The organism is Cytobacillus oceanisediminis, from assembly GCF_007830235.1.
GTDB lineage: Bacteria > Bacillota > Bacilli > Bacillales > Cytobacillaceae > Cytobacillus > Cytobacillus oceanisediminis.
In genome coordinates this window covers 69,022-94,593 of record NZ_VLKI01000017.1, presented here as the reverse complement: position 1 = coordinate 94,593, position 25,572 = coordinate 69,022, and the positions used below count along the sequence as shown (strand labels likewise).

Genomic DNA, 25,572 nt, shown 5'->3' with positions numbered 1-25,572 from the left:
TAAGCGGCGGCTTTTGAAACATTAGTTGTTTCCGGGGGTTTCCTTCCTGACGACATCAAAAAGTCCAGATCCAATAATATCCAAGGCAGATTGCATTCTATCTGCAGAGATATTGTCTTCAATCGTATCTTGTGGAGTATGGTAGACTTTTTCAATATGGTAAATAAGCGGATCCCAGCTGTCGATGCCCATCCAGATGAAAAGGGCTGCAGGAATGCCGGCATTATGGAACGGAATATGGTCGCTTGATCCGAATTTACCAGGAAGGATATCCGAATTGCCCCAAACGTGCACCAGCATCACCAGTTGAATCGGTCACAATATTTTGTCTGCCGTCTGGTGTCAGGGCATAGAGATTTGTTGCTTTGTCATAATTTGTAGCCACCATATCAGGAACGAAAACCGCCTCAATTTGGTCTTTCTGTTCCTGTGTTAATTGATCCACATAATATCTTGCTCCCAGCAACCCGCGCTCCTCAGATCCAAACGCAATAAATTTAAGTGTTTTGTCAGTGTTGTATCCCTTATAAACCCTTGCGAGCTCAAGCATAAGCCCTACGCCGGAAGCATTATCATTTGCACCGGGAGCACCTACTACACTATCATGGTGAGCGCCGAGAATTACCTCTTTTGCATCTTTAGTCTTTGTTTTAGCTTCTTTTGTTGCAATAACGTTTACTGACTTAAGGTCGGAATAGTGTTTTGCTGTTAAGGAAAGTTCAACTCTTTCCTGCTCCATTTGTTCCTTTAGCCATTCTCCATGAATATAGGAAGCGCCAAAAACCGGAATATCATAATGTTCAGTCAGGCTGGGATTGAAAGTTTGTCCGTAATTCCCGCGGCTTCCGACAACGCTTTGCAGAATTACCCCTGCTGCTCCTGCTTCTATTGCTTGAGCAACTTGATTGCGATAATCTGCAACCGTCCCTCCACGAGCTACAAGCACTATTTTACCTTCAACATTTGCAAAATCATTATTTTCTACATAAATCACTTCTGCTTTAACAGGTGCATCGCTGATTTTTCCAGCTGGCGACGCACCCATTTCCCATTTAGTTCCGTCCCCAAAGACAACGCTGCCTATGTATTGATCCGCTACCGGAAAGTATTGATATTGAACATCATAACCAAGACTTTTAAGCGTATTGGCGATATATTCTGCAGACTTCTTTTCGTTCTCCAATCCGCCAGGCCTTGTCCCAATTTCTTCAGACAGATATCTTACATGTTCGATTGCAGGCTCTGCACTGACTTTAGCTACGATCTTCTGGTCTTGTGAATAAGAAGATTTCCGTTTTCAGTTGTGACAGGTGCTGCATACCCGATTGAACCAAACGCAAAAGAAGCTGCCAAAAGAGATGCTAAAACCTTTGCTGATTTTCGATTATTCCTTACCATAATAACCTCCTGAATGCTTAGTGTTTTTTTTAGAGTCCCTAAGATTACTAGTTTAGATGGAAATGGTATTTTCTAGAAAGAGTACTAATTCCTATGGGGTATTCCTAATGTTCCGACAAAATTCGTGTGATTTTTATGAAAAAGGACAAATTGAAACGGTTCTAATCTACTACTCTTTTAAATAGTAATCGGGTTTCTAAAATTTCTTAAAGGGTAAAGTGATACTGCTCATCAATTGATGACATTAAACCAACTACAAGCAGGAGGTATGACCATGGCAAACAATAACCAAAATAATCGCAGTGAAGAACAGGAACAATATTTTAAAGACCGTGCAGGAACAGACGAAGCAAGATTCCATGTAGTACCGCATGATGAAGAAGGATGGGCTGTCAAAAAGGAAGGGCAGGATAATCCTGAATATACAGCAGAATCAAGATCCGATGCAGTGGAGGAAGCCAAACGTATGGCAGAAGAAGCGGGTACAATGGCCATCCTTCATAACGAAGATGGAAAAATAGAAGACCTTGTAAATTATGAATAAATAATTACTGCCCGGCAATGCTTCGGTATTTGCCGGGCTATTTAATGTCATGATTAAATGCATTGCTTTTTATCAGATTGTATAAAGACAGCTAAAACAGCAGCACGCATCGTTTATTTTAATCGTTAATTCAGGATTGGACGCTTTTTTTGCAGTAGGGATATACGTTTATACTTGTCCAATTTAACTACATAGAATGAATTATGTAAGGGCCCTTATAATTTTTATTCTGAAAGGGGGAGACTTAATGGCTCTTCAAAGTCTTCAACTTGCAAGATTTCTGATTCTTGTACTATTAGTGGTAGCAAGGATACTGGCTTTTTTATTAGTACCTGGGGCAAGAATATTCTAAGAGATTGTATTATTGCAGTTAATGCAGTGCAGTGCTCTGAGCCTGCTTAAAACTAACTAAACTTATTAAGGTTGGAGTCACTAATGAAGAAAGCTAAAACCCAGAAGCTTATTAGAATAAAAATAACCTTCTGGGTTTTTTGAATATATGATTCCACTCTTTAAGACTACGCTTAAAGAATTTACGGAAATATTTACAATCAACAACACTCCAGGCTGCCAGGAGTGTTGTTTTTATTTCTAATAACAAAAAATGTCCGCTTTCAAGATAGAAAGCGGACCAAAAAGAGACCTTGGAACGAGTTAATTCAAAAAGTAAAACAATATATAGTATTGAAAACAGAATAGAAAAACTATATATTGTTATTTTTGATTCTAGCATAATTTAGCGCATAGGGCAAACTATTATTTTGATATATTTAAATATTCTTTCTATTTATTTAAATCGATATTGAAATGCATAAAACGGTCAAAATCAATCGATAAAATGATTGATTTTGATTATTTTTGAGAGAAAATGATTGATTTTTGCAATCGGTTTCAGTATGATGTAATCAAGGCAAGAAACAGAATTTAGGGGGTAATGTTTTGTTAACACCGGAGCGCCATAAATTGATTCTGCAGCTTATAAAAGAAAAAGGTGTAGTGAAAATTCAGGATCTGGTTGATCTAACAGAGACATCCGAGTCAACGATCAGAAGGGATCTGACTCAGCTGGAAGAGGGAAAATACCTAAAAAGGATTCATGGCGGGGCAGCGAGGCTTCAGGGGAAGCTGCAGGAACCGAGCATGACTGAAAAATCCTCCAAAAACCTTCAGCAAAAACGCCAAATCGCCAAATATGCGGCAGGCCTTGTTGAAGAAGGAGATTCCATCTATCTGGATGCAGGTTCAACTGTGACAGAAATAATCCCGTTTTTGCCTTCAAAAGAAATCGTAGTTGTAACGAACGGGTTGATGCATATCAATGCACTGCTCGAACGGAATATAAAAACATTTATAATTGGCGGTTTTGCCAAAGAACAGACAAAAGCCATTATCGGCAGGGGAGCGATGGCGAGCCTTGAGCACTATCGCTTTGACAAATGCTTTATGGGTGTTAATGGAATCCATCCTCAATTCGGTTACACTACGCCGGATCAGGATGAGGCAATGATTAAGCAAATGGCCATTTCGCTTTCGAGGGAGGCCTTTATACTCGCTGATGATACGAAGTTTTCGGAGATAGCATTTGCCAAAATAGCCGATCTGCATACGGCAACAATCATCACTAATGGGCTGGATGAAGAGCATCAGGAGCCTTATGCCAGCAAAACTACAATAAAGGTTGTGACAGCATGATACACACATTGACGTTAAACCCGTCAGTGGACTACATCGTAGAACTGGAAGAGATTAAAGTCGGCGGTTTAAACCGCATGCAAAATGACACTAAATTCCCGGGCGGAAAAGGGATAAATGTTTCAAGAGTGCTAAACAGAATGGATGTTAAGAGCAAAGCACTTGGTTTTGTTGGAGGATTTACAGGAGACTATATCGCTGATTACTTAAAAAATGAAAATATTGATACTGACTTTGTTCCCGTCGCTGAAGACACAAGGATTAATGTAAAGATAAAGACCGGAACAGAAACAGAAATCAATGCTAAAGGTCCAGCTATTTTAAAAGAAAACCTTCAGGATCTTAAAACGAAAATAGGCCGTCTGTCTGATGGCGATTTGCTCGTATTAGCGGGGAGCATTCCTTCTACATTGCCGGAAACAACTTATGAAGAACTGGTCAAAATTTGTTCAGAGAACGGGGCAGCATTTGTAGTTGATGCTGAAGGCGAATTGCTGAAAAAGGTCATTCCTTACAAGCCATTTTTAATAAAGCCTAACCACCATGAACTGGGAGAAATATTTGATACAGAATTTACAGCCGCTGAAGAAGTCATTCCATATGGCCAAAAGCTTGTGGACATGGGCGCACAAAATGTAATTGTGTCATTAGCAGGGAAAGGCGCGGTCTTGGTCACAGATGAAAATGCCTATATAGCTAGCGTCCCGCAAGGGGAAGTGAAAAGCTCAGTCGGGGCAGGCGACTCTATGGTAGCTGGCTTCCTTGCAGCTTTTGAACAATACAGAGATATAGAAAAAGCTTTTCAATACAGTGTAGCATCCGGAAGCGCAACCGCGTTTTCATTGGGTCTTTGCACGAAAGAAAAGGCAGAGGGATTGCTTTCTCAGGTTTCCATTACAAAGATCAGCCTAAAGGGGGAGAATTAGGATGAGAATTACAGAATTGCTTACAAGAGACACAATCCTGCTCTCTATGAGCGGAACAGGGAAGATTGATGCTATAAATGGCCTGGTAGACCAGCTTAATAAAGCTGGAAAGCTAAATGACCGCTCAGCATTCAAAGAAGCCATTTTAAAAAGGGAAGAGCAGAGCACAACAGGCATCGGTGAAGGAATTGCCATCCCACATGCGAAAACGACCGCGGTGAAGGAGCCTGCAATTGCGTTTGGCAAGTCAGAAGCAGGGGTGGATTATGAATCTCTTGATGGGCAGCCTGCCTATTTATTCTTTATGATTGCAGCCCCTGAAGGCGCCAATAATACCCACTTAGAAGCATTATCCAGGCTTTCATCTATTTTAATGAATGAAGAAGCCCGCAAAAAGCTGCAGAATGCGGCTTCAGCTGATGAAGTTATAGATATTATTGACAGCTATGATGAAACAGAAGAAGAGGAAGATCAAAATATTGCAGACAGCAAGCGTTTTATCGTTGCTGTAACAGCATGCCCTACAGGAATTGCCCACACGTATATGGCTGCAGATTCCTTAAAAGCAAAGGCAGCTGAACTAGGCGTTGATATTAAAGTTGAAACCAATGGATCAAGCGGCGCAAAAAATGTTCTGACACCAGAAGAAATTGCTAATGCGACGGCTGTTATTGTGGCTGCTGATACAAAGGTTGAAATGGAGCGATTCAGCGGCAAGCATTTGCTGGAAACTCCAGTTGCGGACGGAATACGCAAACCGCAGGAATTAATTGAAAAAGCGCTAAAACAGGATGCTCCAGTATATAAAGGCGGCAGCACAAACAGTACTGCAGGGTCTGAAAACAAAAAAGAACAAAAGGCCGGCATCTATAAGCATCTGATGAACGGTGTATCCAATATGCTTCCATTTGTAGTAGGAGGCGGAATCTTAATTGCCATTTCCTTTATGTTCGGTTATAAAGCAGCAGATCCCAATGATCCATCCTATCACCCTATTGCCGAAGCGCTAATGACAATTGGCGGCGGAAATGCTTTCGGGTTGATCGTACCGATTCTTGCTGCATTTATTGCGATGAGTATTGCTGACCGTCCTGGTTTTGCCGCAGGTGCTGTTGGCGGAATGATGGCCGCTTCTGGCGGAGCAGGCTTCCTTGGAGGTATTATTGCCGGGTTCCTTGCAGGTTATGTGGTAGTCGGCTTGAAAAAGGCATTTGCAGGATTGCCAGTTTCCCTCGAAGGAATCAAAACCATTTTGCTTTACCCGCTTTTCGGAATCGCTATTACTGGATTGCTGATGCTTTATGTGGTGAATAAGCCGGTTGGAGCTTTGAATACTGCCATTACTGAATGGCTTTCAGGACTTGGAACTGGGAATGCGGTGCTTCTTGGAGTTGTGCTTGGACTAATGATGGCGTTTGATATGGGCGGCCCGGTTAATAAATCAGCCTATGTTTTTGGAACAGGATTGCTGGCAAACGGTGTTTACGAACCAATGGCTGCCATTATGGCTGCAGGTATGGTTCCGCCGCTTGCAATTGCACTGGCGACAACTTTGTTTAAAAATAAATTTACGAAACAGGAACAGGATGCAGGAAAAGCAAACTATATTATGGGATTCTCATTCATTACTGAAGGTGCTATTCCATTTGCGGCTGCCGATCCGCTTCGTGTCATACCATCCATCATGGCAGGTTCTGCAGTGGCAGGCGCCATTTCAATGATGGCTGGAATCGGATTAAGAGCGCCTCATGGCGGTGTATTCGTTGTACCGCTCGTTGATGGTCCGTGGGTAGTTTACCTTGTTGGAATCATCGCAGGTGCATTTGTATCAGCACTATTGATTGGGTTCCTGAAAAAACCGTTAAATAAATAATTTTGTAAAAAGCCGGTACTGTTTTCGTATCGGCTTTTTTATATATTAGGCTGTGTTAAAGCTTTTTGTTGATTTTGGCACCCTGTTGATTGGAGTGGAAGGGGCAAGTTCCTCGAAAATGCATTCGCATTTTCTTCGTGCGGTGCTTACTCGAGGATGCTATCAATGTCCAGCGGGTGGAGCGTGTCGAAGGGAGACCCAACAGAGGCGAATACCCGAGGGGGCTCCTGGACCGCCCGCGGTTCACTGAGCTTCTTGAGCGGAAGTCACCAGGCAAATTTAAAAGAGTGTAAATAAAACATAAATGATTGAAAAAACTGAAAACTTATGGTTTAATTAAATAAACTGAGTAGTCTTTTTTATTTTTTTAATGACAAATAAACTAATTGGTCTATTTAGGGGGTGGCATAAATGGCGATTATTATTGTTATTAAAAGAGGCAGTAAACAAAAATGAGGTGAAAAGACGTGAAGCCCCTATTAAAAGGAGAAAGATTTATGAAGATTAAAAAGCTGTCACAATGCACGTTGGAAGAAACGTTAACTGCTTGGAATAAAGGCTTCACAGGATATTTGGTCCCTGTAAAAATGGATGTTCAGGCCTTTATGAACCGGATGGCGCTCGAGGGCCTTTCACCTGAAAAATCGATTATTGCTTTTATGCATGGAGAACCCTCTGGAATTATTATGACGGGAATCAGGGAGATTGACGGAAGAAAAATTGCCTGGAACGGGGGAACCGGCATTGCTCCTGAATATAGAGGGAAAGGCCTTGCTGTTGCAATGATGGAAGAAGTGATGAAGATCTATAAAGAAGAAAATGTTAATATTGCTGTACTCGAGGCCATTGAAAAAAATGAAAGAGCAATTCAGCTATATAAAAAAATGGGATATGAGGTCACAGACCATTTATTATATTTAAATAAAAAGGTTGAGAGAAAAGAGTTTAAAGCCTTTGGAAATAGCGAATTACTAATTAAAAAAGTATATCCGGAACAACTGAAGGCTCTAGGTTTTTATGATACGGAAGCGGCATGGCAATGTCAGTGGGAAAGCGTTAAATTTGCGGAAGCTGCTGTTTTTATCAGTCCGGAGGGCAATGAGAAAGGGTACATTTTTTATAAACGGGTGTTGGATAACGGTGGACACACAGACAGGATCATTATTTATCAGCTGAAATATAGTCATAACAGCACATTTATAGAGGATGTGACAGAAAGTATCCTAAGTACACTTTTTCAGGACTCTGATGATAGGATTGATTTTACTGCTGTGAATATTTCTGCTAATAATCCTTCTTCAAAAGCTCTTTTAAAAATGGGGTTCGAAAAAAAGTTGGGCCAGGTAATGATGAAGAAATATTTATAGGAACAGGGACAAACAGACCGTTTATTTACCGGTACCAATTGCGATTGAAGTCGAGCTCAAGCACCTGGCCGAACTTATTGGCAAAGTCGATAAAGTAGGCCCCCTTGGCTGTCAGGATGCCTCTGTCGAAAACATAGGGAGCATCGACGTAGCTTTTTTCCGAAAATACGCCTAGAAATTGTCTGCCTTGTCTTGAGATTCCTGTTGTATAATTTCGGTCAAGCAGAACACCTGCTTTTGCGAGAAGAAAAGGAGCACTTGAAATGGCGCCAATTACGGCGTCCCTTTCATAAACAGACCGGATAAATTCAAAGAGCGGCTTCTCATCAAGCAAATGCTGAAAATCGTCAACACCAGGCAATATAAGGCTTGTAAGCACTTCAGGATCCACGTCATGTATGTTTCTTTCGGGCAAGCAAATTAAACCTGCTTCTCCTTTGACTGGCTCGTGATTTAACCCTATAAAGACTTTTGGCTGGTTAGCCTGGGTTAAAACGGAAAGGACTACAGATAGCTCATATTCGCTAAACCTTGGGTATAAAAGGATTCCGGTAGTCACTTAAGTTTCCCCTCCCATCTTGTTAAGGCATAATTCTACAAAAAAAACAAAAATCCTTTTAAAAAATTAGTTTTTTTAATATTCAGATATAAATAGGTTTATCTAATATATGGAATAAATCCCTTACCTTACTGATATGTATTTATGAGTATGGGTGAAAGGGGAGATATGGTGACTGCTGTTTTTGAAGGTGCCGCTAAATTTGAACATGGATTTTGGCTTCAAATATTGGGGGATCATGCCCGGTTTATCCATGATTCGCTATCACCGAAAGAAAAAGAGAGCATCGAACTTGCAAATTATTTTATCCAAACCTTTGATCAGCTTCTGGGAAGAGTGGAAGTGGAAGACCTGATGGAATTAAGCAAAAGAGCTGAGGAAGAGGGAAAAGAACTGAGAAAGTTTAAACTGAATATTATTGAACGCCATTTGACCGGTAAAATTTCCATTAATCTTGGACCCGTTTTCATCAATCATATGGTAAATGAATTGGAAGAATATTTGCTGGTTCTTCAATATCTGAAAAAGGGAGAGGAACCGCCTGTATTTCATGAGCTTCACCATCACTTAATTTGGCTTCTCGATGCAGCCGGCCATGCAGGAGCAATATCTGACAACATGAATAGGGTGGAAAGGAAAATCAGAAAAATCAGTGACAATTTCACAAAAGACTTTGAGGCCTTTTATTTAAAAGCAGTTGAAATGTCAGGATTTCTCCGTACAAATATCACATCGTTTCCAGCACTCCAAAGGTTTAATAATGATGTCACACTTGAAATGAAGCTGTTCATGAACTTCTTGGAAGAGATTGAAGAGCTTGAACTAAGCAAGGAAGCTTTAGGAACGTTTGCTGCTTTAATGGCTGATCATATGTTCCGTGAAGAATGCTACTACCTGACAAAGCTGGCAGAGTCCACACAGACTGAAAAGCCAAAATGTGACCCTGCTAAGCCAAGACTTAAAGAGTAAGAACCAGCTGCCATGATTGGCAGTTATTTTTTTGTGAGTGCTTAATCGTTTTCAGGGTAAAGAAGATATAAAAGGTCTGATTTCATGAAACTGATAAGATGGAGCTATATGCGGAGAAACCAGGTAAAGGGAGTCTTTGATTGCTGTCCTGACTCGTTCGTTATCTTTAAAAGGATTAAAAATTATTATTTTATCCATAGTGTAGATTGGAAAGAATGCCCTCAAATAATTAAAAAAGAACAGCTGGAAGAAATGGAGTATTTGCTTAATAAAGAGATGGGCTTTCTTGAGGGGTATTTAAGACGGAGATCTTCTAGCTATAATATACAGATGATCAGAAATGACAGTAAATGAAAAAATAGGAAAGAAGGCTCAATTTCTAAAAAATAGAACACTTGTTCGAATAAATGGACAAGAATGTGTTATAATAGAGAAGCAATGGGAGTTTCTCAAGGGTGGTCGGCTAGCCCCGTATGAAAGGGGGTGATGCCTTTGACAGTATTCGAATCGATCATGATGATGATTTCATTTTCTAGTCTGATCATTGCTGTCATGACTTTTAACCATAAAAAATAGACCTCCCTTGATCTGACAATTGAGGGAGAGGTCTATGTCTTTGACAGGCCGATCCCCTAAGGGAACGACTATTGCAAATGACCGTGGGTGCGGCAACACCTGCGGTCGTTTTTTCTTTATTCATAATCTTAATTAAAGAATATCATATACGGCTTTGAAAGTCACGGAAATAAGCATAAACTCATTAATGGTTATAGTATATGCCAGTCTTGTTCGGAAAATCCATAAATGATTTCGAGTGCTTATAGCCATACTAAAATCGTATCCCTGTAAAGGAGGAACACATCATGACAAAGCGCAATATTAAGACCAAATCTGGATTGCAAAGCTCAAAGAAGAGCATTAATGATATGGAATTCTCGAAAGAGATGAGTCCGCAAAGCAAGAAGGCAGAAAAGACAAAGCCTAACTGATGTTGGAAAAAAAGTATTTACCGAAATGGGGCAGACTAAGACTGTCCCATTTTTTATATAAAAAGGGCGCGGCTAATATTATTGATTGAGGAATAGAAAGGACGATTTAAAGTGCCTGCAGTTCTTAATGGTGATACCAATATTTTTTACGAAATCAAAGGTCATGGCGTACCGATCATTTTTATACATCCTCCTGCGATGGGAAGGAAGGTTTTTTATTATCAGGGCCTCTTAGCGGAACATTTTCAAGTTATTTTTCCCGATTTGAGCGGAAATGGAGATACAACGGGTCCTGAAAAAAAAGTAACGATACTTGGCTATGCTGAGGAAATTAGGGCTGTTTTGGATCACTTGAATATCGACAAAGCCGTAATACTGGGATATTCCTCCGGCGGGGCAATTGCACAGGAGTTTGCTCTTTCTTTTCCTGAAAGGACTCTGGGTGTCATTCTTTCTGGAGGGTTTCCGGAGGTTTTATCAGAGGCATTCAGGTATGAGCATATACTGGGGATGTATTTTGTAAAACACTTTCCCGGTTTTCTCCGATATATTATAGCGACAAGCCATACAAATGATAAAGAGGTAAGAAACGAAATACTGGATCACATGAAAAAAGCAAACCTTAATATGTGGTTTGAGTCTTATGATAGATCCCTTCATTATTCATGTACAGACCGCCTTCAGAACCTGAATGTGCCCCTTCTCCTTATATACGGTTCAAGAGACTTTGTGAATCAGCACATAAGAAGCTACAGAAGATATGTCAGCTTCCAGACTGCCATTATCAAAGGTGTTTCCCATCAGGTGCCAACCAAGAAGTGGCAGCTGTTTAATCAGGTTATAACCGGTTTTGTTCAGCAGCAGTTTAATTAATAAAAAAATCCGTATCGGCAAGCCTCGATACGGATTTTTTTTATGATTCATTTTTATCGGGCTTAATCGCCATAATAGTGGCCAGAGCTGCAAGAAAGGTTATGGCACTTAATATATAAAAAAGCGCCTTGTCCGAGTACTTCATAAGGATTGCAATTGCCGGGGGGCCTGCCGCAACTCCAATAAATCTCATAGAGCTGTATATGGATGTAATGGTTCCTCTTTCCTCTTTTTCAATCCCTTCTGTAATAAGAGCGTCCAAAGAGGGGAGGGCAACCCCAATTCCAATACCGGCAAATAGGAACATGCCGATCATAAACCACATATTGTTTGAAAAACTGAGAATGGCAGTTGCAGCAGCAACCAAAACAGAACCTAAAAAGATAATCCACTTCATCAGAATTTTATTTTCTTTTATTTTTTTTCCCGTCAAGTAGGATGAAATGCAAAGGGCACCCAGTGGGACAGCAAGGAGCAGCCCTTTTTTAACATCTTTAATATCATATATTTTTTCCAGCACATCAGATAAATAAAAAAGGATTCCAAAAAGTACAAACATAAGAATAGCGCCAATAAAAAAGATAGCGTAGAGCCATTTGCCGTTGTTCTTAAAGGTATCCTTAATATTTCCCCAAAATTTCTTCAATGGCAGGGGTTCTTCACGTTTTTTTGGCGTTTTAACTAGAAAAAACACCAGTAATATTGATATCGTACAAAAAAACGGAAAAGAAAAAAACGGCAAAAACCAAATAAATCCTGCCAAAAAGGCACCAAGAATAGGTGACAAGACTTTCCCAAATGTATTGGAGGTTTCGATTAGACCGAGCGAGCTGCTTACCTCATCATCATTCTTAAACATATCACCGACCAATGGCATAACAATTGGTGCCGCACCCGCAGCACCAACCCCCTGCAAAGCCCTGCCGGCCAATATAATCCAGTAGGCATCCTCCACTTTCCAAGCAGCCCATCCTGAGATGAGCCCCCCAATTCCCGCAATGAGAAGACTTGGAATGATTACCTTTTTACGGCCGATATGATCCGATAAAAAGCCGGCGATTGGAATTAAGATTATCGCTACAATACTGTATACTGTTATAATCATGCTTGATTGGAATGCTGAAATATTTAGTGTGTTTTCCATTTCCGGCAATACAGGAATTAACATGGAATTTCCAAGGGTCATAACGAGAGGAATTGAAGAAAGTGAAAGAATGGCCCATTTTTGGTTATGAACATCATCTCCGGACTTCTTTTTAGCTTTGGAATTTACGGATTGTAAATTTTCAACATGCTCCATATTTCTTACCTTCCTTTTCGTTAATCAAACTAATATTAATATGGGCTTTTTGCCGTAAAACTAATTAGAAAAAGCTCTGTCTTTTTATGGGAAAAATCAAATTATGGAAATAAATGTTACGATGTGCTAAAAAGAAAGAGTTAAAATATAAGGAAAAGTGAACTAGGCGAGGGGAATATAATGGAGACAAAGGGGATCATCAAATCTTTAAGCGTTGGAAAGCCAAAAGCACATTATTGGAAAAGTCAAATGGAGATATCAGGGATTGGCAAAAGTAAAACAGTGGCTGCTTTATTAACGAAAGAAGGTTTTATCGGAGATGGCGTGGCAAATACAGATTTCCATGGCGGTCCTGACAGGGCTGTCTGCCTTTATCCTTATGAACATTATCAAATGTGGGAAAAAGAATTCAAGAAGGTTTTCAATCCGCCGTCCTTTGGCGAAAATATTTGTGTAAGCAATATGATTGAAAAGGATGTTTTTATTGGGGATATTTTTTCACTGGGGGAAGCAATGGTGCAAATAACACAGGGACGCATTCCATGTTCAACCATATCGAAGCATAACGGTGAAGACCAGCTTCTGGGCAGAATTGTCGAAACAGGGTATACCGGTTATTTTTTTAGGGTGCTTGAAGAAGGAAGTGTGGGAGATGATTCCTGCCTTAAGCTGGTGGAAAGAAAACAGGGAAATATATCGGTCCTTGATGCAAATTTTACACTGTTTCATAACCGCAAAAACCGGAAAGCAGTCGAGGAATTGCTGGAAGTTCAGGAGCTTGCTGATGTTTGGAGAGAGAAGCTGGAAAAAGCACTTTTATAAAAATTTCTTGTTCATCCCTTGACATTTTTTATTTATCGGAATATTATAATAAGCAATATATCGAAAGGCAATGACAAAGAGTAGTAACTTCTGCGGAAGCTTTAGAGAGCTGATGGTTGGTGCAAATCAGTGCGAATGCTGAAGTGAATGGACTTTCGAGCCTCCAAACCGAACCTTTTAAAGCAGTAGGCTTTGGCGAACGGTCTCATCGTTACAAGGGACAGATATTCAAGCGTTTTTCGTTTTGATATCTGTTAAAGTGAGCTGAAATTTCAGCTAATGAAGGTGGCACCACGGGTTTCTCGTCCTTTTTAAGACGGGGAGCCCTTTTTTTATTTTATTTAAAACTTTATAGCTTTAAATCGTTGAGCAAGAGGAGTACATTGATACTTTCCGTTCCAGAGAGCCGGGGCAGGTGGGAACCCGGTACGGAAAATCAATCGAATGGACTTGCGAGAGGCTTTCTGAAATCAGTAGGAAAGCACGGTCTCCACCGTTAAAAGGATAGGGTATCGATTTATGATTTATCTAATCCGTACCCGAAGAGGGAGCAGCTAGCTGCTCTAAAATGAGGTGGCACCACGGTCACAAGATACGTCCTCTATACACACAATTCCTGTGTGTATAGGGGACTTTTTTTATTTCTGTAAACGAACTGGAGGAGAAAAAACTTGAAGACGATGATTGATGAGCCACATATGATCGAAGAGCTTGAGGGTGATACATTAACACCAATTTTAATTTACCAAAGAATGAGCGGGAAAAAGAAGTTCCTTTTCGAAAGCTCATTAAAGCATGAAAAGTCAGGCAGGTATTCATTCATTGGGGCGGATCCTGTGATGGAGCTTAAGGGAGAAGGAAGCCATACAACAGTTACAACAGAGGAAAGCGAAGAGGTTTTTTCTGAAAAACCCCTCGATGTATTAAAGAAACTTATGCCGGAAGTGAATAGACCGCAGCTTGAACGATTTCCGTTTTGCGGAGGAGCTGTTGGCTATGCAGGCTATGATGTTATTAGGCAGTACGAGGAGATCGGTTATATGCCGGAGGATGAGTTGAATGTTCCGGATGTTCACCTTTTGTTTTTTGAAGAGGTAGCTGTGTTTGACCATCTGGAGCAAAAGGTTTACCTTGTCGCAATGCCTTTGACTGAAAAAACGGATATATCGCGACTTCGCCAAAAAGTGGAAAAAAGAAAGGCTGAAATCCAAAATGAAAACAGGAAAATGGAATCCAAAGAGGCTGCTCTAACTGATTTTAAAGCTTCCACTTCAAAAGAAGACTTTGTTGACAAAGTAAAAAAAGCAAAGCAATACATCGAAGAGGGCGACATTTTTCAAGTGGTTCTGTCACAGCGATTGAAGGCTGAAATGACAGGCGACCCTTTCTCCTTTTACCGAAAATTAAGAGTGCAAAACCCGTCGCCATATATGTATTATCTTGACTTTGAGGATTATGCGGTTGCTGGAGCATCACCCGAAAGCCTCATCAAAGCAACTGGCGATAAGGTGATAACAAACCCCATTGCTGGAACGAGGCCAAGAGGGAAAACGGAAGCAGAAGATCTTCTGCTTGAAAAAAGCTTAAAAGAAGATGAAAAGGAGCTTGCCGAGCATCGTATGCTCCTGGATCTCGGCCGCAATGACCTTGGCCGTGTCTGTGAATTTGGTTCAATCACTATTGAAAAAAACATGGTAATCGAAAGATATAAGCATGTTATGCACCTGGTCTCAGAAGTTGGAGGCAAGCTGAAAAACCCTTACTCAGCCATTGACGCCTTAATCGCATGCTTGCCTGCCGGGACAGTATCCGGAGCACCGAAAATAAGGGCAATGGAAATCATTAATGAACTTGAAAAAGTTAAAAGAGGAATCTATTCCGGGGCAGTCGGCTATTTTTCCGGAAATGGCAATATGGATTTCGCTCTTGCGATCAGAACCATGGTCATTAAAGATGGCAATGCATATATACAGGCTGGTGCGGGGATTGTCCATGATTCGGTTCCTGAAAAAGAATATGAAGAAACACTTCATAAACTAAAAGCATTTTTGGAGGATAAAAAATGATTTTGCTGATTGATAATTATGATTCATTCACTTATAACCTTTATCAATATTTAGGGGAGCTTGGGGAAGAGATTAAAGTTGTCCGCAATGACCAAGTTAACCTTGAAGAAATAGAAAAACTGGATCCTGAGGCAATTGTGCTTTCGCCGGGGCCAGGCAGGCCGGAACATGCTGGGATAATGGTAGAAGTGATTCGGAACTTCTATAAAGAGGTGCCTATTCTCGGGATTTGCCTAGGCCATCAGGCAATCGGCTATGCATTTGGCGCCAAAATCGAAAAAGCCAGGAAAATCATGCATGGCAAGGTTTCAAACCTGAAGCATAATGGTTCGCAGCTGTTTCAATACATGCCACAGCCTATTAATATCATGCGATACCATTCCTTAATCATCCAATCCGGTACTTTGCCAGGCAGCTTTAAAGTGTTGGCAAGATCCATGGATGATAATGAAATAATGGCCATCAAGCATGAAGCATATCCGCTTTACGGTTTACAATTTCATCCGGAGTCAGTGGGAACGGACCTTGGCAAAAAGATATTGGAAAACTTTTTACAAACAATCGGGAGGGAAAAGAAACATGAAAACAATACTGCAACGGTTATCTGATAGAGAGTCTTTAACAGAATCAGAAATGAAGGAAGCAATGGATACTATATTTTCCAATGATGTAACAGATAGTGAAATAGCCGCTTTTATGGTCAGCCTTAAGACGAAAGGGGAAACGGTTGACGAAATTGCAGGGATTGTAAGAGCAATGAGGGATAAATCATTAACATTTAGCAAGAAGATTCCCAATGTTTTGGATAATTGCGGTACAGGCGGAGATGGATCAAGCAGCTTTAATATCAGTTCCACTTCGGCATTTGTGATTGCCGGAGCAGGAATCCCTGTTGCCAAGCATGGGAACAGAAGCGTTTCCAGCAAAACCGGCAGTGCTGACGTACTGGAGCATCTGGGAATCAATTTGAATCATTCACCGGAACGAACAGAAGAGATCCTCGGGGAAATCGGAATTGCATTCCTGTTTGCTCCCCATGTGCATCCAAACATTAAGAGAATCATGAAGGTGCGCAAGGATTTAAGAATTCCGACGACATTTAACTTAATCGGTCCCCTGACAAATCCTGTTGAACTTGAAAACCAGCTCCTTGGCATTTACCGAAGAGATTATACCATGATGTTCGCAGAAGTGTTGAAAACATTGGGCAGAAAACGGGCTGTTGTCCTAAATGGTGCTGGTTATATGGATGAAGCCTCGCTGCAGGGAGAAAATCACCTGGCTATACTTGACAATGGCAAAGTAATCGAAAAGATTTTGCATCCAGAAGAGGTTGGACTGCCGGTTTACAGCAATGACGCCATCAGAGGCGGTGATTCCAGAGAAAATGCGGAGATTCTCTTAAATGTCCTTAAAGGCGAAAAAGGGGCAAAAAGAGATACGGTACTGCTGAATGCCGGAATCGGTATCTTTACAGGAGGTAAAGCAGAAACCATTCAAAGAGGGATTGATATAGCAAGAGAAAGCATCGACTCAGGAGCAGCTTTCGATAAACTTCAACAATTAATTAAAGCAAGCAAAAGCTTTCAAAAAGAGGTGATTTAAATGGAAACCATTTTAGATAAAATTTTGACTGAAAAAAGAAAGGAAATCATGGAGCTGCATAAAGGGAAAGAAGCGGCACAGACACTTGATAAACACCCTAAGCGCTCCTTTATTTCCAGGCTTGAAGCAGGTGATGAGCTGGCAGTTATAGCTGAATTCAAAAGAGCTTCGCCTTCAAAAGGGGATATTAATATTTCTCAGAAGCCTGAAGACCAGGCATTATTTTATAAAAAATTTGGTGCAGATGTGATTTCAGTTTTAACCGATAATACCTTTTTTAAGGGCAGCTTTTCAGATTTAACGTCTGTCAGGGAGACGGTTGACCTGCCGGTTCTTTGCAAAGATTTTATTATAGATGAGGCACAAATTATAAAAGCCAAGGCTTCAGGTGCGAATCTTATTTTACTGATTGTTGCCGCAATGGGCGGGGGAAGGCTGAAAGAGCTTTACGATTTTGCTCTTGAGCAGGAGCTCGAGGTGCTGATGGAGGTCCATAATGAAGAAGAGTTGGAAACAGCACTAGAAACGGGAACAAAATTAATTGGTGTCAATAATCGAAATTTAAAAACCTTTGAAGTGGACCTTGAAGTAACGGAAAGGCTTGCTCCAGCTATTAAGAAGGCAGGCAGATTCCTGATCAGCGAGAGCGGCATCAAAACGGAAGAAGATGTGCAGCGGGTCATTGCAGCAGGAGCAAACGGCATTCTCGTCGGTGAAGCGTTTATGACATCAAACAATTTGGAAGGGCTGCTGAAAGCCATGAAGCTTCCTTTACGAGGGGCTGTAAAACAATGAAAGTAAAAATTTGCGGAATCAGGGACATTGCAACGGCTTTGTCAGCTATTGAAAGTGGTGCAGATGCACTGGGGTTTGTTTTTGCGCAAAGCAAGAGGAGAATTGAGCCGGAGGAAGCAGGGAAGATCATACGCCAGCTTCCTGAGGATCTATTAAAAGTCGGCGTGTTTGTAAATGAAACAAAAGAAAACATAGATAAAATTGTAGAGATCACAAGAATAAATGTGATACAGCTACATGGTGATGAAACACCTGAATTTAGCAGCGCATTTTCTATTCCTGTTATTAAAGCATTGAGCGTTGGCTCGGCTGAAGATTTATCCAAGCTGGATGAGTATTCAAGTGAATACTTCCTGCTGGATAGCCCAAAGGGGAAGTATCGAGGAGGCAACGGCGTCTCATTTGATTGGAGCATTCTTAACGAAAAACATTTTTTAGATAAAAAGATTATCCTCGCTGGGGGGCTGAATCCTGACAATGTGGCAGAAGGCATTAAAACGGCTAACCCGTATATGGTTGATGTGAGCAGCGGGGTAGAGACAGAGGGGAAAAAAGACCTTGGGAAAATAGAAAGATTTATAGATAAAGCAAGAAGCTTGGAGAGGGAGGAAGTAAAATGACAGTGACATACACATTGCCAGATGAACGGGGACACTTCGGTGAATATGGGGGCAGATATGTACCGGAAACCCTAATGCAGGCCATTCTTGAATTAGAAGAGGAATATAAAAAAGCGCGTGCTGATAAGAGCTTCCAGGCGGAACTTCAAGCTTTATTGAAGGATTATGTCGGCCGTGAAACGCCATTATATTATGCTGATAACCTCACAAAATATGCCGGCGGTGCGAAAATCTATCTTAAGCGGGAGGATTTAAACCATACAGGCGCACATAAAATCAACAATTCATTGGGCCAGGCGCTTCTAGCCGCCAGAATGGGCAAGCGGAAAATTGTTGCCGAAACGGGGGCAGGCCAGCATGGGGTGGCTACAGCAACGGCTTGTGCGCTATTGAATCTGGAATGTATTATTTTTATGGGTGAAGAGGATATTCGCAGGCAGCAGCTGAACGTATTTCGGATGGAACTGCTCGGAGCAAAGGTGGTGGGTGTTAAATCAGGCAGCGCCACTTTAAAGGATGCGGTGAACGAAGCACTCCGCTACTGGGTAACAAACGTTGAAGATACTCATTATATTTTAGGGTCTGTCATGGGACCGCATCCATTTCCAATGATTGTCCGCGACTTTCAAAGTGTTATAGGAAATGAAACGAAGCAGCAATATCTTGAGAAAGAAGGAAAGCTGCCAGATGCAGTTGTAGCCTGCATCGGCGGGGGCAGCAACTCGATGGGGATGTTTTATCCTTTTATAAAAGATAAAAGTGTCCGCATGGTCGGCGTAGAAGCAGCAGGCTTGGGAACAGATACTGAAAAGCATGCAGCATCACTAACAAAGGGATCTCCTGGAGTCCTTCATGGAGCACTCATGTATTTATTGCAGGATGAGCACGGGCAAATTCAGGAAGCCCATTCGATTTCAGCTGGCCTTGATTACCCAGGTGTCGGCCCGGAGCACAGCTATTTAAAAGATAGCGGACGAGCACAATATGAATCCATCACAGATGAAGAAGCGATGGAGGCATTAAAGCTGCTATGCAAGCTTGAAGGTATTATTCCTGCATTGGAAAGCTCCCATGCTGTTGCATATACTTTGAAGCTGGCACCGCAAATGAAAAAAGATGAAGGCCTTGTCATCTGCTTGTCAGGAAGAGGCGACAAAGACGTAGAAACAGTAAGAGCTAGATTAGGAGGGGAAGGAAAATGAACCGGATCGAAAAAGTATTTCAAAATCTGAAACAAAATAATGAAAAAGCATTTGTGCCATATATTATGGCTGGCGATGGCGGCTTGGACACACTGGCTGAAAAAATAACATTCCTTGAAAAATCGGGAGCAACGGCTATTGAGATTGGAATCCCATTTTCAGATCCGGTAGCAGATGGGCCTGTTATCCAGCAGGCGGGAATCCGGGCTTTGCAAGCGGGTACAACACTTCGAGGGGTTATGGCAAAAATTGCTGAGATTCGCCCAATTGTCCATATCCCGATAGTTTTCATGACATACATGAATCCAATCATGGCATATGGCATCGGGAATTTTATCGCTGATGCCTCTAAGGCAGGTGTGGATGGATTAATCTTGCCAGACCTGCCTGCTGAGGAAGAAGAAATCATAGCGCCTATTGCGGAGAGGTCAGGAATTGAGATTATTCGGCTTGTGACCTTAACAAGCCCAATAGAGCGAATTCAGGAAATTGCAGCCAGGGGAAAAGGGTTTTTATATGCCGTAACTGTTAATGGTATTACTGGTGCAAGAAAAGGGTTTAATGAAGAACTGGGCAAACATCTCGAAATGGTGAAGGAGGTCAGCCCGATACCGGTCCTTGCCGGATTCGGAATCTCCGAGCCTTCCCATGTTGAAGAAATGAATCGGCACTGCGATGGTGTCATTGTCGGAAGCAAGATCGTTGACCTGTTTGAAAGCGGGGATTTAGATGGAATTGAAGCCCTGATTGCTGCATCAAAAGCAGAGAAAATTAAGTTGTAAAAGAATGAGCTTTCTCCTAAATCGGAGGAAGCTCATTTTTATTTTTGGGGCTCTGGGCAGCGAGTCAAAGGGAGACCCCGCAGGCTTAATGCTTGAGGAGGATCCCGGACTTCCCGCTGGTTCGCTGAGCTTCTTGAGCGGAAATCAACAGGAAAGGTTAACAGATCCATTTTTTTTGAAAAACCCATTTTTAAAAGTTTTAACAGGAAAGGTTGACATGCATGGTGAATACATTATAATTACAAGTAATCCGAGTATATTAATAAGTTTTATAGGAATAGGTGATTTTTGGATGTTCATTGAGATAAATGATGTGAATAAACAATATAACGATAAAGAAAATCAGCCTGTGGATGTACTAAAAGATATTAATCTTTCGATTGCTAAAGGCCAGTTTGTTTCGATACTGGGCCCATCTGGATGCGGGAAATCCACGCTTCTTTCAATCGTCGCAGGACTGACGAAAACAACTTCCGGCAAAATTCTTATCGATGGAAAAACCATCACCAAACCTGGAAAAGACAGGGGAATGGTTTTCCAGCAGGCAGCCCTATTCCCTTGGTTAACAGTAATGGAAAATGTCACGTTCCCTTTGAAAAAAGAAATGAAGAAGAAGGATGCAGAGGAATCGGCACTCAAATACCTGCAAATGGTTCAGCTGGGGAAGTATTTATCCCATTATCCTCACGAACTGTCAGGAGGAATGCAGCAGCGGGTTGCAATAGCAAGAGCACTTGCCATGAATCCGGATACACTTTTAATGGATGAACCGTTTGGAGCACTTGATGAACAAACCCGTTCACGTTTGCACTTGCAGCTGGAGAATATCTGGACCGAGACAAAGAAGACCATTCTGTTTGTCACTCATAGTATCTCTGAATCTATTAAGCTTTCAGACCGGATCATCGTGATGGGGACAAAGCCGGGTACCATTTTACAGGATATCATTGTAGATCTTCCAAGACCGCGTGAGGAATACAAAAAAGAAATGCTGGAGATTGAAGATCATATTATGAGCTATTTAAAGAAGGAAATTGACAAAGTCGTAAATGAGGAACTTGAATATGCAAACAGCCATTAAACGAATTATCTTCTTCGCAGCCATCATCGCTTTTTGGGAAATTGGTTCCCGGCTTGAGCTATGGCACCCGCTTATTTTCCCTTCCTTGTCCAGTGTTTTCAACGCTCTGGTGGAAGGGTTTCAGGATAAAACGCTCATATATGATTTAATAGCTAGCTTTAAACGGCTTGCAGTGGGATTGGCCATCAGCCTTGTTATCGGTACCTTGATTGGCATTTTGCTTGGAAAATCGAAGACAGCAGATGATACATTGGGAGCGGTCATCCTTGCACTGCAAAGTGTTCCAAGCATTGTATGGCTTCCAATAGCTATCATGTGGTTTGGACTAAATGAAAAAGCGGTTATCTTTGTAACCATCCTTGGAGGAACATTTGTGATGGCCCTCAACATGCGTACAGGAATCAAAAATGTTTCACCATTATATATAAAAGCGGCACAAACCATGGGGGCAAATGGGATTGACCTTTTCGCAAGGGTTATCTTCCCAGCTTCTATCCCATATGTCGTTACCGGATCCCGTCTTGCATGGGCATTTGCCTGGCGGGCACTCATGGCCGGCGAGCTTTTAAGCACTGGACCAGGATTAGGATACACGCTAAGATATGCTTCAGATTTTGGAAGAATGGATATTGTAATCGGCGTCATGATTATCATAGGTGCGATCGGGATGATCGTCGACCAATTAATCTTCCAGCGCATTGAAAAATCAGTTATAAAAAAATGGGGACTTGAATCATAATCAGGAGGGGTAAATATGAAAAAGGCATTAGTATGGATCGCTGTATTATTCACATTCGCGGGGCTGCTTGCAGGCTGCGGATCATCTAAAAAGAGCAGCGGAAGCGAAGACAAAATTGTCATCGGATATTTTCCGAACATCAATCACGTCCCAGCGATGGTTGCAAAAGACCAGGGCTACTTTGAAAAGCAGCTTGGGGATGGAACAAAAGTGGAATATAAAACATTTGCAGAAGGTGGTTCATTTATGACCGCCCTGAAAACCGGAGATATTGATGCCGGTCTTGTAGGGCCTGGGCCAGCAATGAACAACTTCTCAACTGGCGCAGATGTAAAAATTATCGCGGGAGCCTCGACTGGCGGGACGGTTGTCCTTGCGAGAGAGGGCGTTGAAATCAACTCCCTTGAAGATTTCCAGGGTAAAACGTTCATCACTCCAGGTGTTGGCTGCACACATGATGTTCAGTATGAAACGTATTTAGAAGAAGCTGGCATCACATCTGCCCGTATTGGTGGTACAATGAAGCATCTGACAGGTAATCCTGCACAGTATGCAAGCATGCTGAATACTGGAAAAGTGGATATTGCAGTAGCGCCGGAACCATGGGCAGCGGTAATTGAACAGGAAACAAATGCAGAAGTCGTAATCGGCTGGGATGAAGTATCTTTCGGTGAAACTTTGCCGGCATCAGTATTAGTCGCAACTGGAGAAGCGGTAAAAAATAGCCCGGAAAAAGTACAGAAAATTGTAGATGCACATAAAGACGCAGTTAAATTTATCGAAGAAAATCCGGAAGAAGCAAAAGCAATTACAATTAAAGATATTAAGGAAGTAACAGGCCAGGAGCTTGAAAAAGAAGTAGTAGACCGCGCCTGGGAAAGAATCGGATTCACATATGAAGTGGACTCTGAAACCATCCAAGCATTTGCGGAGTCATCCTATACTCTAAAATTCCTTAAAGACAAACCTGAATTCAGCGAGCTTATTGCAAAAAACTTTATTCAGTAATAGGAATTTTTGACCGGAGCCCTCATTGGGTTCTGGTTTTTTTGATTTGAAGGCTTTGGGGTTTGAAGCAGAAGAATTCCAGGTATTCGCTAAGAGAGTGATGACGCAAAAAAGAGTGAAAATGACGCATAAAATGCGGTAGACGACGCGTAAAACTACAGATCCGCGCGTAATGGCCGAACCCGCGCGGAACAAAAGAAAACTCGCACACAAAAGTAGGAATCCCGCGCAGAAAAACCCGTCCCCGCTCGTAACCTAAGAAGCTCCGCGTAATTAAGTCCCACACCCCATCCACCATCACATCTACATTAAGGTTTAACTTCCATTCAAAAAAGGAAAAATACCATGCAAGTGACATAATACAACTTAGAAATAGGAGTGGCGAACTATATGAAAAAAGGAATGGGCGTTTTAATTGCCGTTATTGCGGTAGTTGTAGTGCTGGGTATGATGTTGATGTCCAGCTATAACGGATTTGTAAATGCAGAGGAAAACGTAGACCAGGCATATTCGCAAATTGAGAACCAGCTGCAGAGGAGGCTGGATTTGATACCAAACCTGGTAAATACGGTAAAAGGTTATGCTGCTCATGAAAAGGAGACGATTTCTGCAATTTCTGATGCTCGCGCGAGATTGGCCGGTGCGCGGTCTCCTGAAGAAGAAGCGGCAGCAAATGCCGAGTTATCAAGCGCTTTGAGCAGATTGCTTGTTGTGGTTGAGAACTATCCAAATTTAAAAGCGGACAAGCAATTTACCCAATTAATGGACGAACTTGCCGGGACTGAAAATCGAATTTCCGTTGCCCGAAAGGATTACAATGGCCAGGTTTCTGTATATAACAAGAAAGTAAAAAGGTTTCCAGGTGCAATCATCGCCGGAATTACTGGTTTTGATGAAAAAGAATACTTTAGAGCCGACCCGCTTGCTAATGAAGCGCCGGATGTTGACTTTGGAGGCAATGGAGAATGACCATTCGCAGGGTCAGCTCGATCCTACTAATATTGCTTTTAGCAATAGGGTTATCGCCAGCTCATGCGGATGAGTATATACCCCAGCCGGTCGGAGACATTTATGTTCAGGATTTTGCGAGCGTCCTCAATGACCAGGAGAAGTATGAATTAAATAATTTAGGCAGGCTGATCGAGGATCAGACTTCTGTTCAGGTTGTTGTTCTTACCGTTGATACGACCGGAGGCAGGCCAATTGAAGAGTACGCAAATGAAGCTTTTCGAACATATGGAATAGGGAGCGCTGCAGAAAATAATGGTGTTTTATTAGTTGCTGCTATGCAGGATCGGCAGGTTCGGATTGAGGTTGGGTATGGACTTGAAGGACGGATTCCTGATGGAAAAGCCGGCAGGATCCTGGATCAGTATACAATCCCGTATCTTCAGGCAGGACAGCCGAATAGGGCAATTGTTGAAACCTATAAGGTTCTTGCACAGGAGGCTGCCGGAGAAAATATTGTGCAAGGCAATGGCGGAAATGCCAATGCCGAAACCCGAGACAATGGTGTGGGCATTCCATCCTGGCTGCTCATCATTATTGTCGTTGGCTTTTTATTTCTTGATATTAAATTTTTTGGCGGAGCATTTTCATATGCCATTTTATCCATCCTCTCAAGAAGCGGCGGGGGTGGAGGCAGCGGTCCCCGTGGAGGGGGAGGCGGTTCTTCCGGAGGCGGAGGCGCCAGTCGAGGCTGGTAATGTACTATGCAAAAAGAGTGGGGAATATCATTTCCCCACTCTTTTTTAATTATTTATTTAATTCCTGTTACACAGACTGTTACCACAGGCCGTGCATTTTTATAAGAAATTGATATGGAATGGAAGCCGGCTGCTTCCAAATCTGCTTTAATTACCTGTCCAAGACTTTTCGTTATTGTTTCATTTGCTCCTTCTTCTCGTGGCTGCACAGTAATCGCGATCTTTCCCTTGCTTTCAAGCATTCCATATAAATGCTGCAGGGATTCTCTTGGCTTGGTCCACAAAGGATAATTGTTTACAGAGAAGATCTTATGATATTTTTTATCCGGAAAGAAATCATGTATGTCCTTTACGAACAACCTGACTTTACCTTGCTGAATACAATCGTCATTCAGCTTTGCTGCAGCTGATTTCATATCTTCTGAAACGTCGACTCCATCTGCATCTACATGGCGGTAGTTGTCCATGATATAACGGATGCTGTATCCAGGGCCGTAACCAACCTCTAAAATAGAGTCTCTGCGTTTTATCTTGAGTTTTCCTACTGTCCATTTATTAATCTTGCGGTTTTCAAAATACATAATTTTTCCCGCAAGTTTCCCCATTATTCCTTCAGGTTTTACAAATTGTTTTGCCAAAATTTCAAACATGTCTCT

25 protein-coding genes, 1 pseudogene and 2 other annotated features are annotated in these 25,572 nt (G+C 41.8%); of the genes and pseudogenes, 22 read left to right on the top strand and 4 right to left on the bottom strand.

Features of this window, described 5'->3' with window-relative positions; genetic code table 11:
• Positions 1–21: 21 nt before the first annotated feature.
• Positions 22–1,398, bottom strand: a pseudogene (locus IQ19_RS21180) (M20/M25/M40 family metallo-hydrolase).
• 274 nt (positions 1,399–1,672) lie between these two features.
• On the opposite strand from IQ19_RS21180, the gene IQ19_RS21175 reads away from it, so the two are divergent.
• The 5 genes from IQ19_RS21175 to IQ19_RS21155 all read left to right on the top strand — a co-directional run bounded on the left by IQ19_RS21175 (position 1,673) and on the right by IQ19_RS21155 (position 7,800).
• A complete protein-coding gene (locus tag IQ19_RS21175) occupies positions 1,673–1,942 on the top strand; it encodes a DUF2188 domain-containing protein (protein ID WP_144544833.1) in 270 nt (89 codons plus the stop codon).
• A gap of 939 nt (positions 1,943–2,881) precedes the next feature.
• Complete coding sequence (locus tag IQ19_RS21170) at positions 2,882–3,634, top strand: DeoR/GlpR family DNA-binding transcription regulator (protein WP_144544831.1); 753 nt, start codon at positions 2,882–2,884, stop codon at positions 3,632–3,634.
• On the top strand, positions 3,631–4,560 hold the full coding sequence (gene pfkB, locus IQ19_RS21165) for a 1-phosphofructokinase (protein WP_144544829.1): 930 nt from the start codon (positions 3,631–3,633) through the stop codon (positions 4,558–4,560). Before IQ19_RS21170 ends, pfkB begins: the two co-directional genes overlap by 4 nt.
• A gap of 1 nt (position 4,561) precedes the next feature.
• Positions 4,562–6,433 (top strand): PTS fructose transporter subunit IIABC, encoded by a 1,872-nt coding sequence (locus IQ19_RS21160; RefSeq protein WP_144544827.1) that lies wholly within the window; start codon positions 4,562–4,564, stop codon positions 6,431–6,433.
• A 497-nt stretch (positions 6,434–6,930) separates the two neighbouring features.
• Complete coding sequence (locus IQ19_RS21155) at positions 6,931–7,800, top strand: GNAT family N-acetyltransferase (protein WP_144544825.1); 870 nt, start codon at positions 6,931–6,933, stop codon at positions 7,798–7,800.
• A 25-nt stretch (positions 7,801–7,825) separates the two neighbouring features.
• Here IQ19_RS21155 and IQ19_RS21150 read toward each other — a convergent pair whose 3' ends face one another.
• Positions 7,826–8,359, bottom strand: a complete 534-nt coding sequence (locus tag IQ19_RS21150) for a DJ-1/PfpI family protein (RefSeq protein ID WP_144544823.1) — start codon at positions 8,357–8,359, stop codon at positions 7,826–7,828.
• A gap of 168 nt (positions 8,360–8,527) precedes the next feature.
• Here IQ19_RS21150 and IQ19_RS21145 point away from each other — a divergent pair, with 168 nt between their 5' ends.
• From IQ19_RS21145 to IQ19_RS21135, 4 genes are all read left to right on the top strand, one after another.
• Positions 8,528–9,328 carry a DUF2935 domain-containing protein gene (locus IQ19_RS21145; protein ID WP_199749514.1) on the top strand — a complete coding sequence of 267 codons (801 nt, stop codon included), beginning with the start codon at positions 8,528–8,530 and terminating at the stop codon, positions 9,326–9,328.
• 486 nt (positions 9,329–9,814) lie between these two features.
• The gene (locus tag IQ19_RS29320) at positions 9,815–9,904 is read left to right on the top strand and encodes a putative holin-like toxin (protein WP_219993454.1); all 90 of its coding nucleotides are present in this window, start codon (positions 9,815–9,817) and stop codon (positions 9,902–9,904) included.
• Between the two features lie 287 nt (positions 9,905–10,191).
• The gene (locus tag IQ19_RS29045) at positions 10,192–10,317 is read left to right on the top strand and encodes a hypothetical protein (protein ID WP_277875356.1); all 126 of its coding nucleotides are present in this window, start codon (positions 10,192–10,194) and stop codon (positions 10,315–10,317) included.
• 111 nt (positions 10,318–10,428) lie between these two features.
• Entirely contained in the window at positions 10,429–11,190 is a 762-nt protein-coding gene (locus IQ19_RS21135; protein ID WP_144544819.1) for an alpha/beta fold hydrolase, read from the top strand.
• Between the two features lie 40 nt (positions 11,191–11,230).
• On the opposite strand, the gene IQ19_RS21130 is transcribed toward IQ19_RS21135, so the two are convergent.
• Positions 11,231–12,490: a bacillibactin exporter BcbE gene (locus IQ19_RS21130; protein ID WP_144544816.1), complete on the bottom strand. Its 1,260-nt coding sequence runs from the start codon at positions 12,488–12,490 to the stop codon at positions 11,231–11,233.
• A 180-nt stretch (positions 12,491–12,670) separates the two neighbouring features.
• Here IQ19_RS21130 and IQ19_RS21125 point away from each other — a divergent pair, with 180 nt between their 5' ends.
• The 13 genes from IQ19_RS21125 (at position 12,671) to IQ19_RS21065 (ending at position 24,916) form a co-directional block, all read left to right on the top strand.
• Complete coding sequence (locus IQ19_RS21125) at positions 12,671–13,312, top strand: MOSC domain-containing protein (protein WP_144544814.1); 642 nt, start codon at positions 12,671–12,673, stop codon at positions 13,310–13,312.
• Positions 13,313–13,373: 61 nt separating this feature from the next.
• Positions 13,374–13,625, top strand: a binding site (T-box leader).
• Positions 13,626–13,668: 43 nt separating this feature from the next.
• Positions 13,669–13,917, top strand: a binding site (T-box leader).
• A 75-nt stretch (positions 13,918–13,992) separates the two neighbouring features.
• Entirely contained in the window at positions 13,993–15,378 is a 1,386-nt protein-coding gene (gene trpE, locus IQ19_RS21120) for an anthranilate synthase component I (protein ID WP_394140458.1), read from the top strand.
• On the top strand, positions 15,375–15,986 hold the full coding sequence (locus IQ19_RS21115) for an anthranilate synthase component II (protein WP_144544810.1): 612 nt from the start codon (positions 15,375–15,377) through the stop codon (positions 15,984–15,986). Before trpE ends, IQ19_RS21115 begins: the two co-directional genes overlap by 4 nt.
• The gene (gene trpD, locus IQ19_RS21110) at positions 15,958–16,983 is read left to right on the top strand and encodes an anthranilate phosphoribosyltransferase (RefSeq protein ID WP_144544808.1); all 1,026 of its coding nucleotides are present in this window, start codon (positions 15,958–15,960) and stop codon (positions 16,981–16,983) included. The genes IQ19_RS21115 and trpD overlap by 29 nt, the downstream gene beginning before the upstream one ends.
• Positions 16,984–17,778, top strand: coding sequence for an indole-3-glycerol phosphate synthase TrpC (gene trpC / locus IQ19_RS21105; protein WP_144544806.1), 795 nt, complete (start codon positions 16,984–16,986; stop codon positions 17,776–17,778).
• Positions 17,775–18,398 carry a phosphoribosylanthranilate isomerase gene (locus tag IQ19_RS21100; protein ID WP_144544804.1) on the top strand — a complete coding sequence of 208 codons (624 nt, stop codon included), beginning with the start codon at positions 17,775–17,777 and terminating at the stop codon, positions 18,396–18,398. Before trpC ends, IQ19_RS21100 begins: the two co-directional genes overlap by 4 nt.
• Positions 18,395–19,600, top strand: a complete 1,206-nt coding sequence (gene trpB / locus IQ19_RS21095; RefSeq protein WP_144544802.1) for a tryptophan synthase subunit beta — start codon at positions 18,395–18,397, stop codon at positions 19,598–19,600. Before IQ19_RS21100 ends, trpB begins: the two co-directional genes overlap by 4 nt.
• Complete coding sequence (trpA, locus tag IQ19_RS21090; protein WP_144544800.1) at positions 19,597–20,382, top strand: tryptophan synthase subunit alpha; 786 nt, start codon at positions 19,597–19,599, stop codon at positions 20,380–20,382. The genes trpB and trpA overlap by 4 nt, the downstream gene beginning before the upstream one ends.
• Before the next feature lie 292 nt (positions 20,383–20,674).
• The gene (locus IQ19_RS21085) at positions 20,675–21,463 is read left to right on the top strand and encodes an ABC transporter ATP-binding protein (RefSeq protein WP_144544794.1); all 789 of its coding nucleotides are present in this window, start codon (positions 20,675–20,677) and stop codon (positions 21,461–21,463) included.
• Entirely contained in the window at positions 21,447–22,202 is a 756-nt protein-coding gene (locus tag IQ19_RS21080) for an ABC transporter permease (RefSeq protein ID WP_144544792.1), read from the top strand. The genes IQ19_RS21085 and IQ19_RS21080 overlap by 17 nt, the downstream gene beginning before the upstream one ends.
• Positions 22,203–22,217: 15 nt before the next feature.
• The gene (locus IQ19_RS21075) at positions 22,218–23,210 is read left to right on the top strand and encodes an aliphatic sulfonate ABC transporter substrate-binding protein (protein ID WP_144544789.1); all 993 of its coding nucleotides are present in this window, start codon (positions 22,218–22,220) and stop codon (positions 23,208–23,210) included.
• A 390-nt stretch (positions 23,211–23,600) separates the two neighbouring features.
• Positions 23,601–24,179 (top strand): LemA family protein, encoded by a 579-nt coding sequence (locus tag IQ19_RS21070; RefSeq protein ID WP_144544787.1) that lies wholly within the window; start codon positions 23,601–23,603, stop codon positions 24,177–24,179.
• Positions 24,176–24,916, top strand: a complete 741-nt coding sequence (locus IQ19_RS21065; protein ID WP_144544785.1) for a TPM domain-containing protein — start codon at positions 24,176–24,178, stop codon at positions 24,914–24,916. The genes IQ19_RS21070 and IQ19_RS21065 overlap by 4 nt, the downstream gene beginning before the upstream one ends.
• A 53-nt stretch (positions 24,917–24,969) precedes the next feature.
• Here IQ19_RS21065 and IQ19_RS21060 read toward each other — a convergent pair whose 3' ends face one another.
• Positions 24,970–25,566 carry a class I SAM-dependent methyltransferase gene (locus tag IQ19_RS21060; protein WP_144544783.1) on the bottom strand — a complete coding sequence of 199 codons (597 nt, stop codon included), beginning with the start codon at positions 25,564–25,566 and terminating at the stop codon, positions 24,970–24,972.
• Positions 25,567–25,572: the final 6 nt, after the last annotated feature.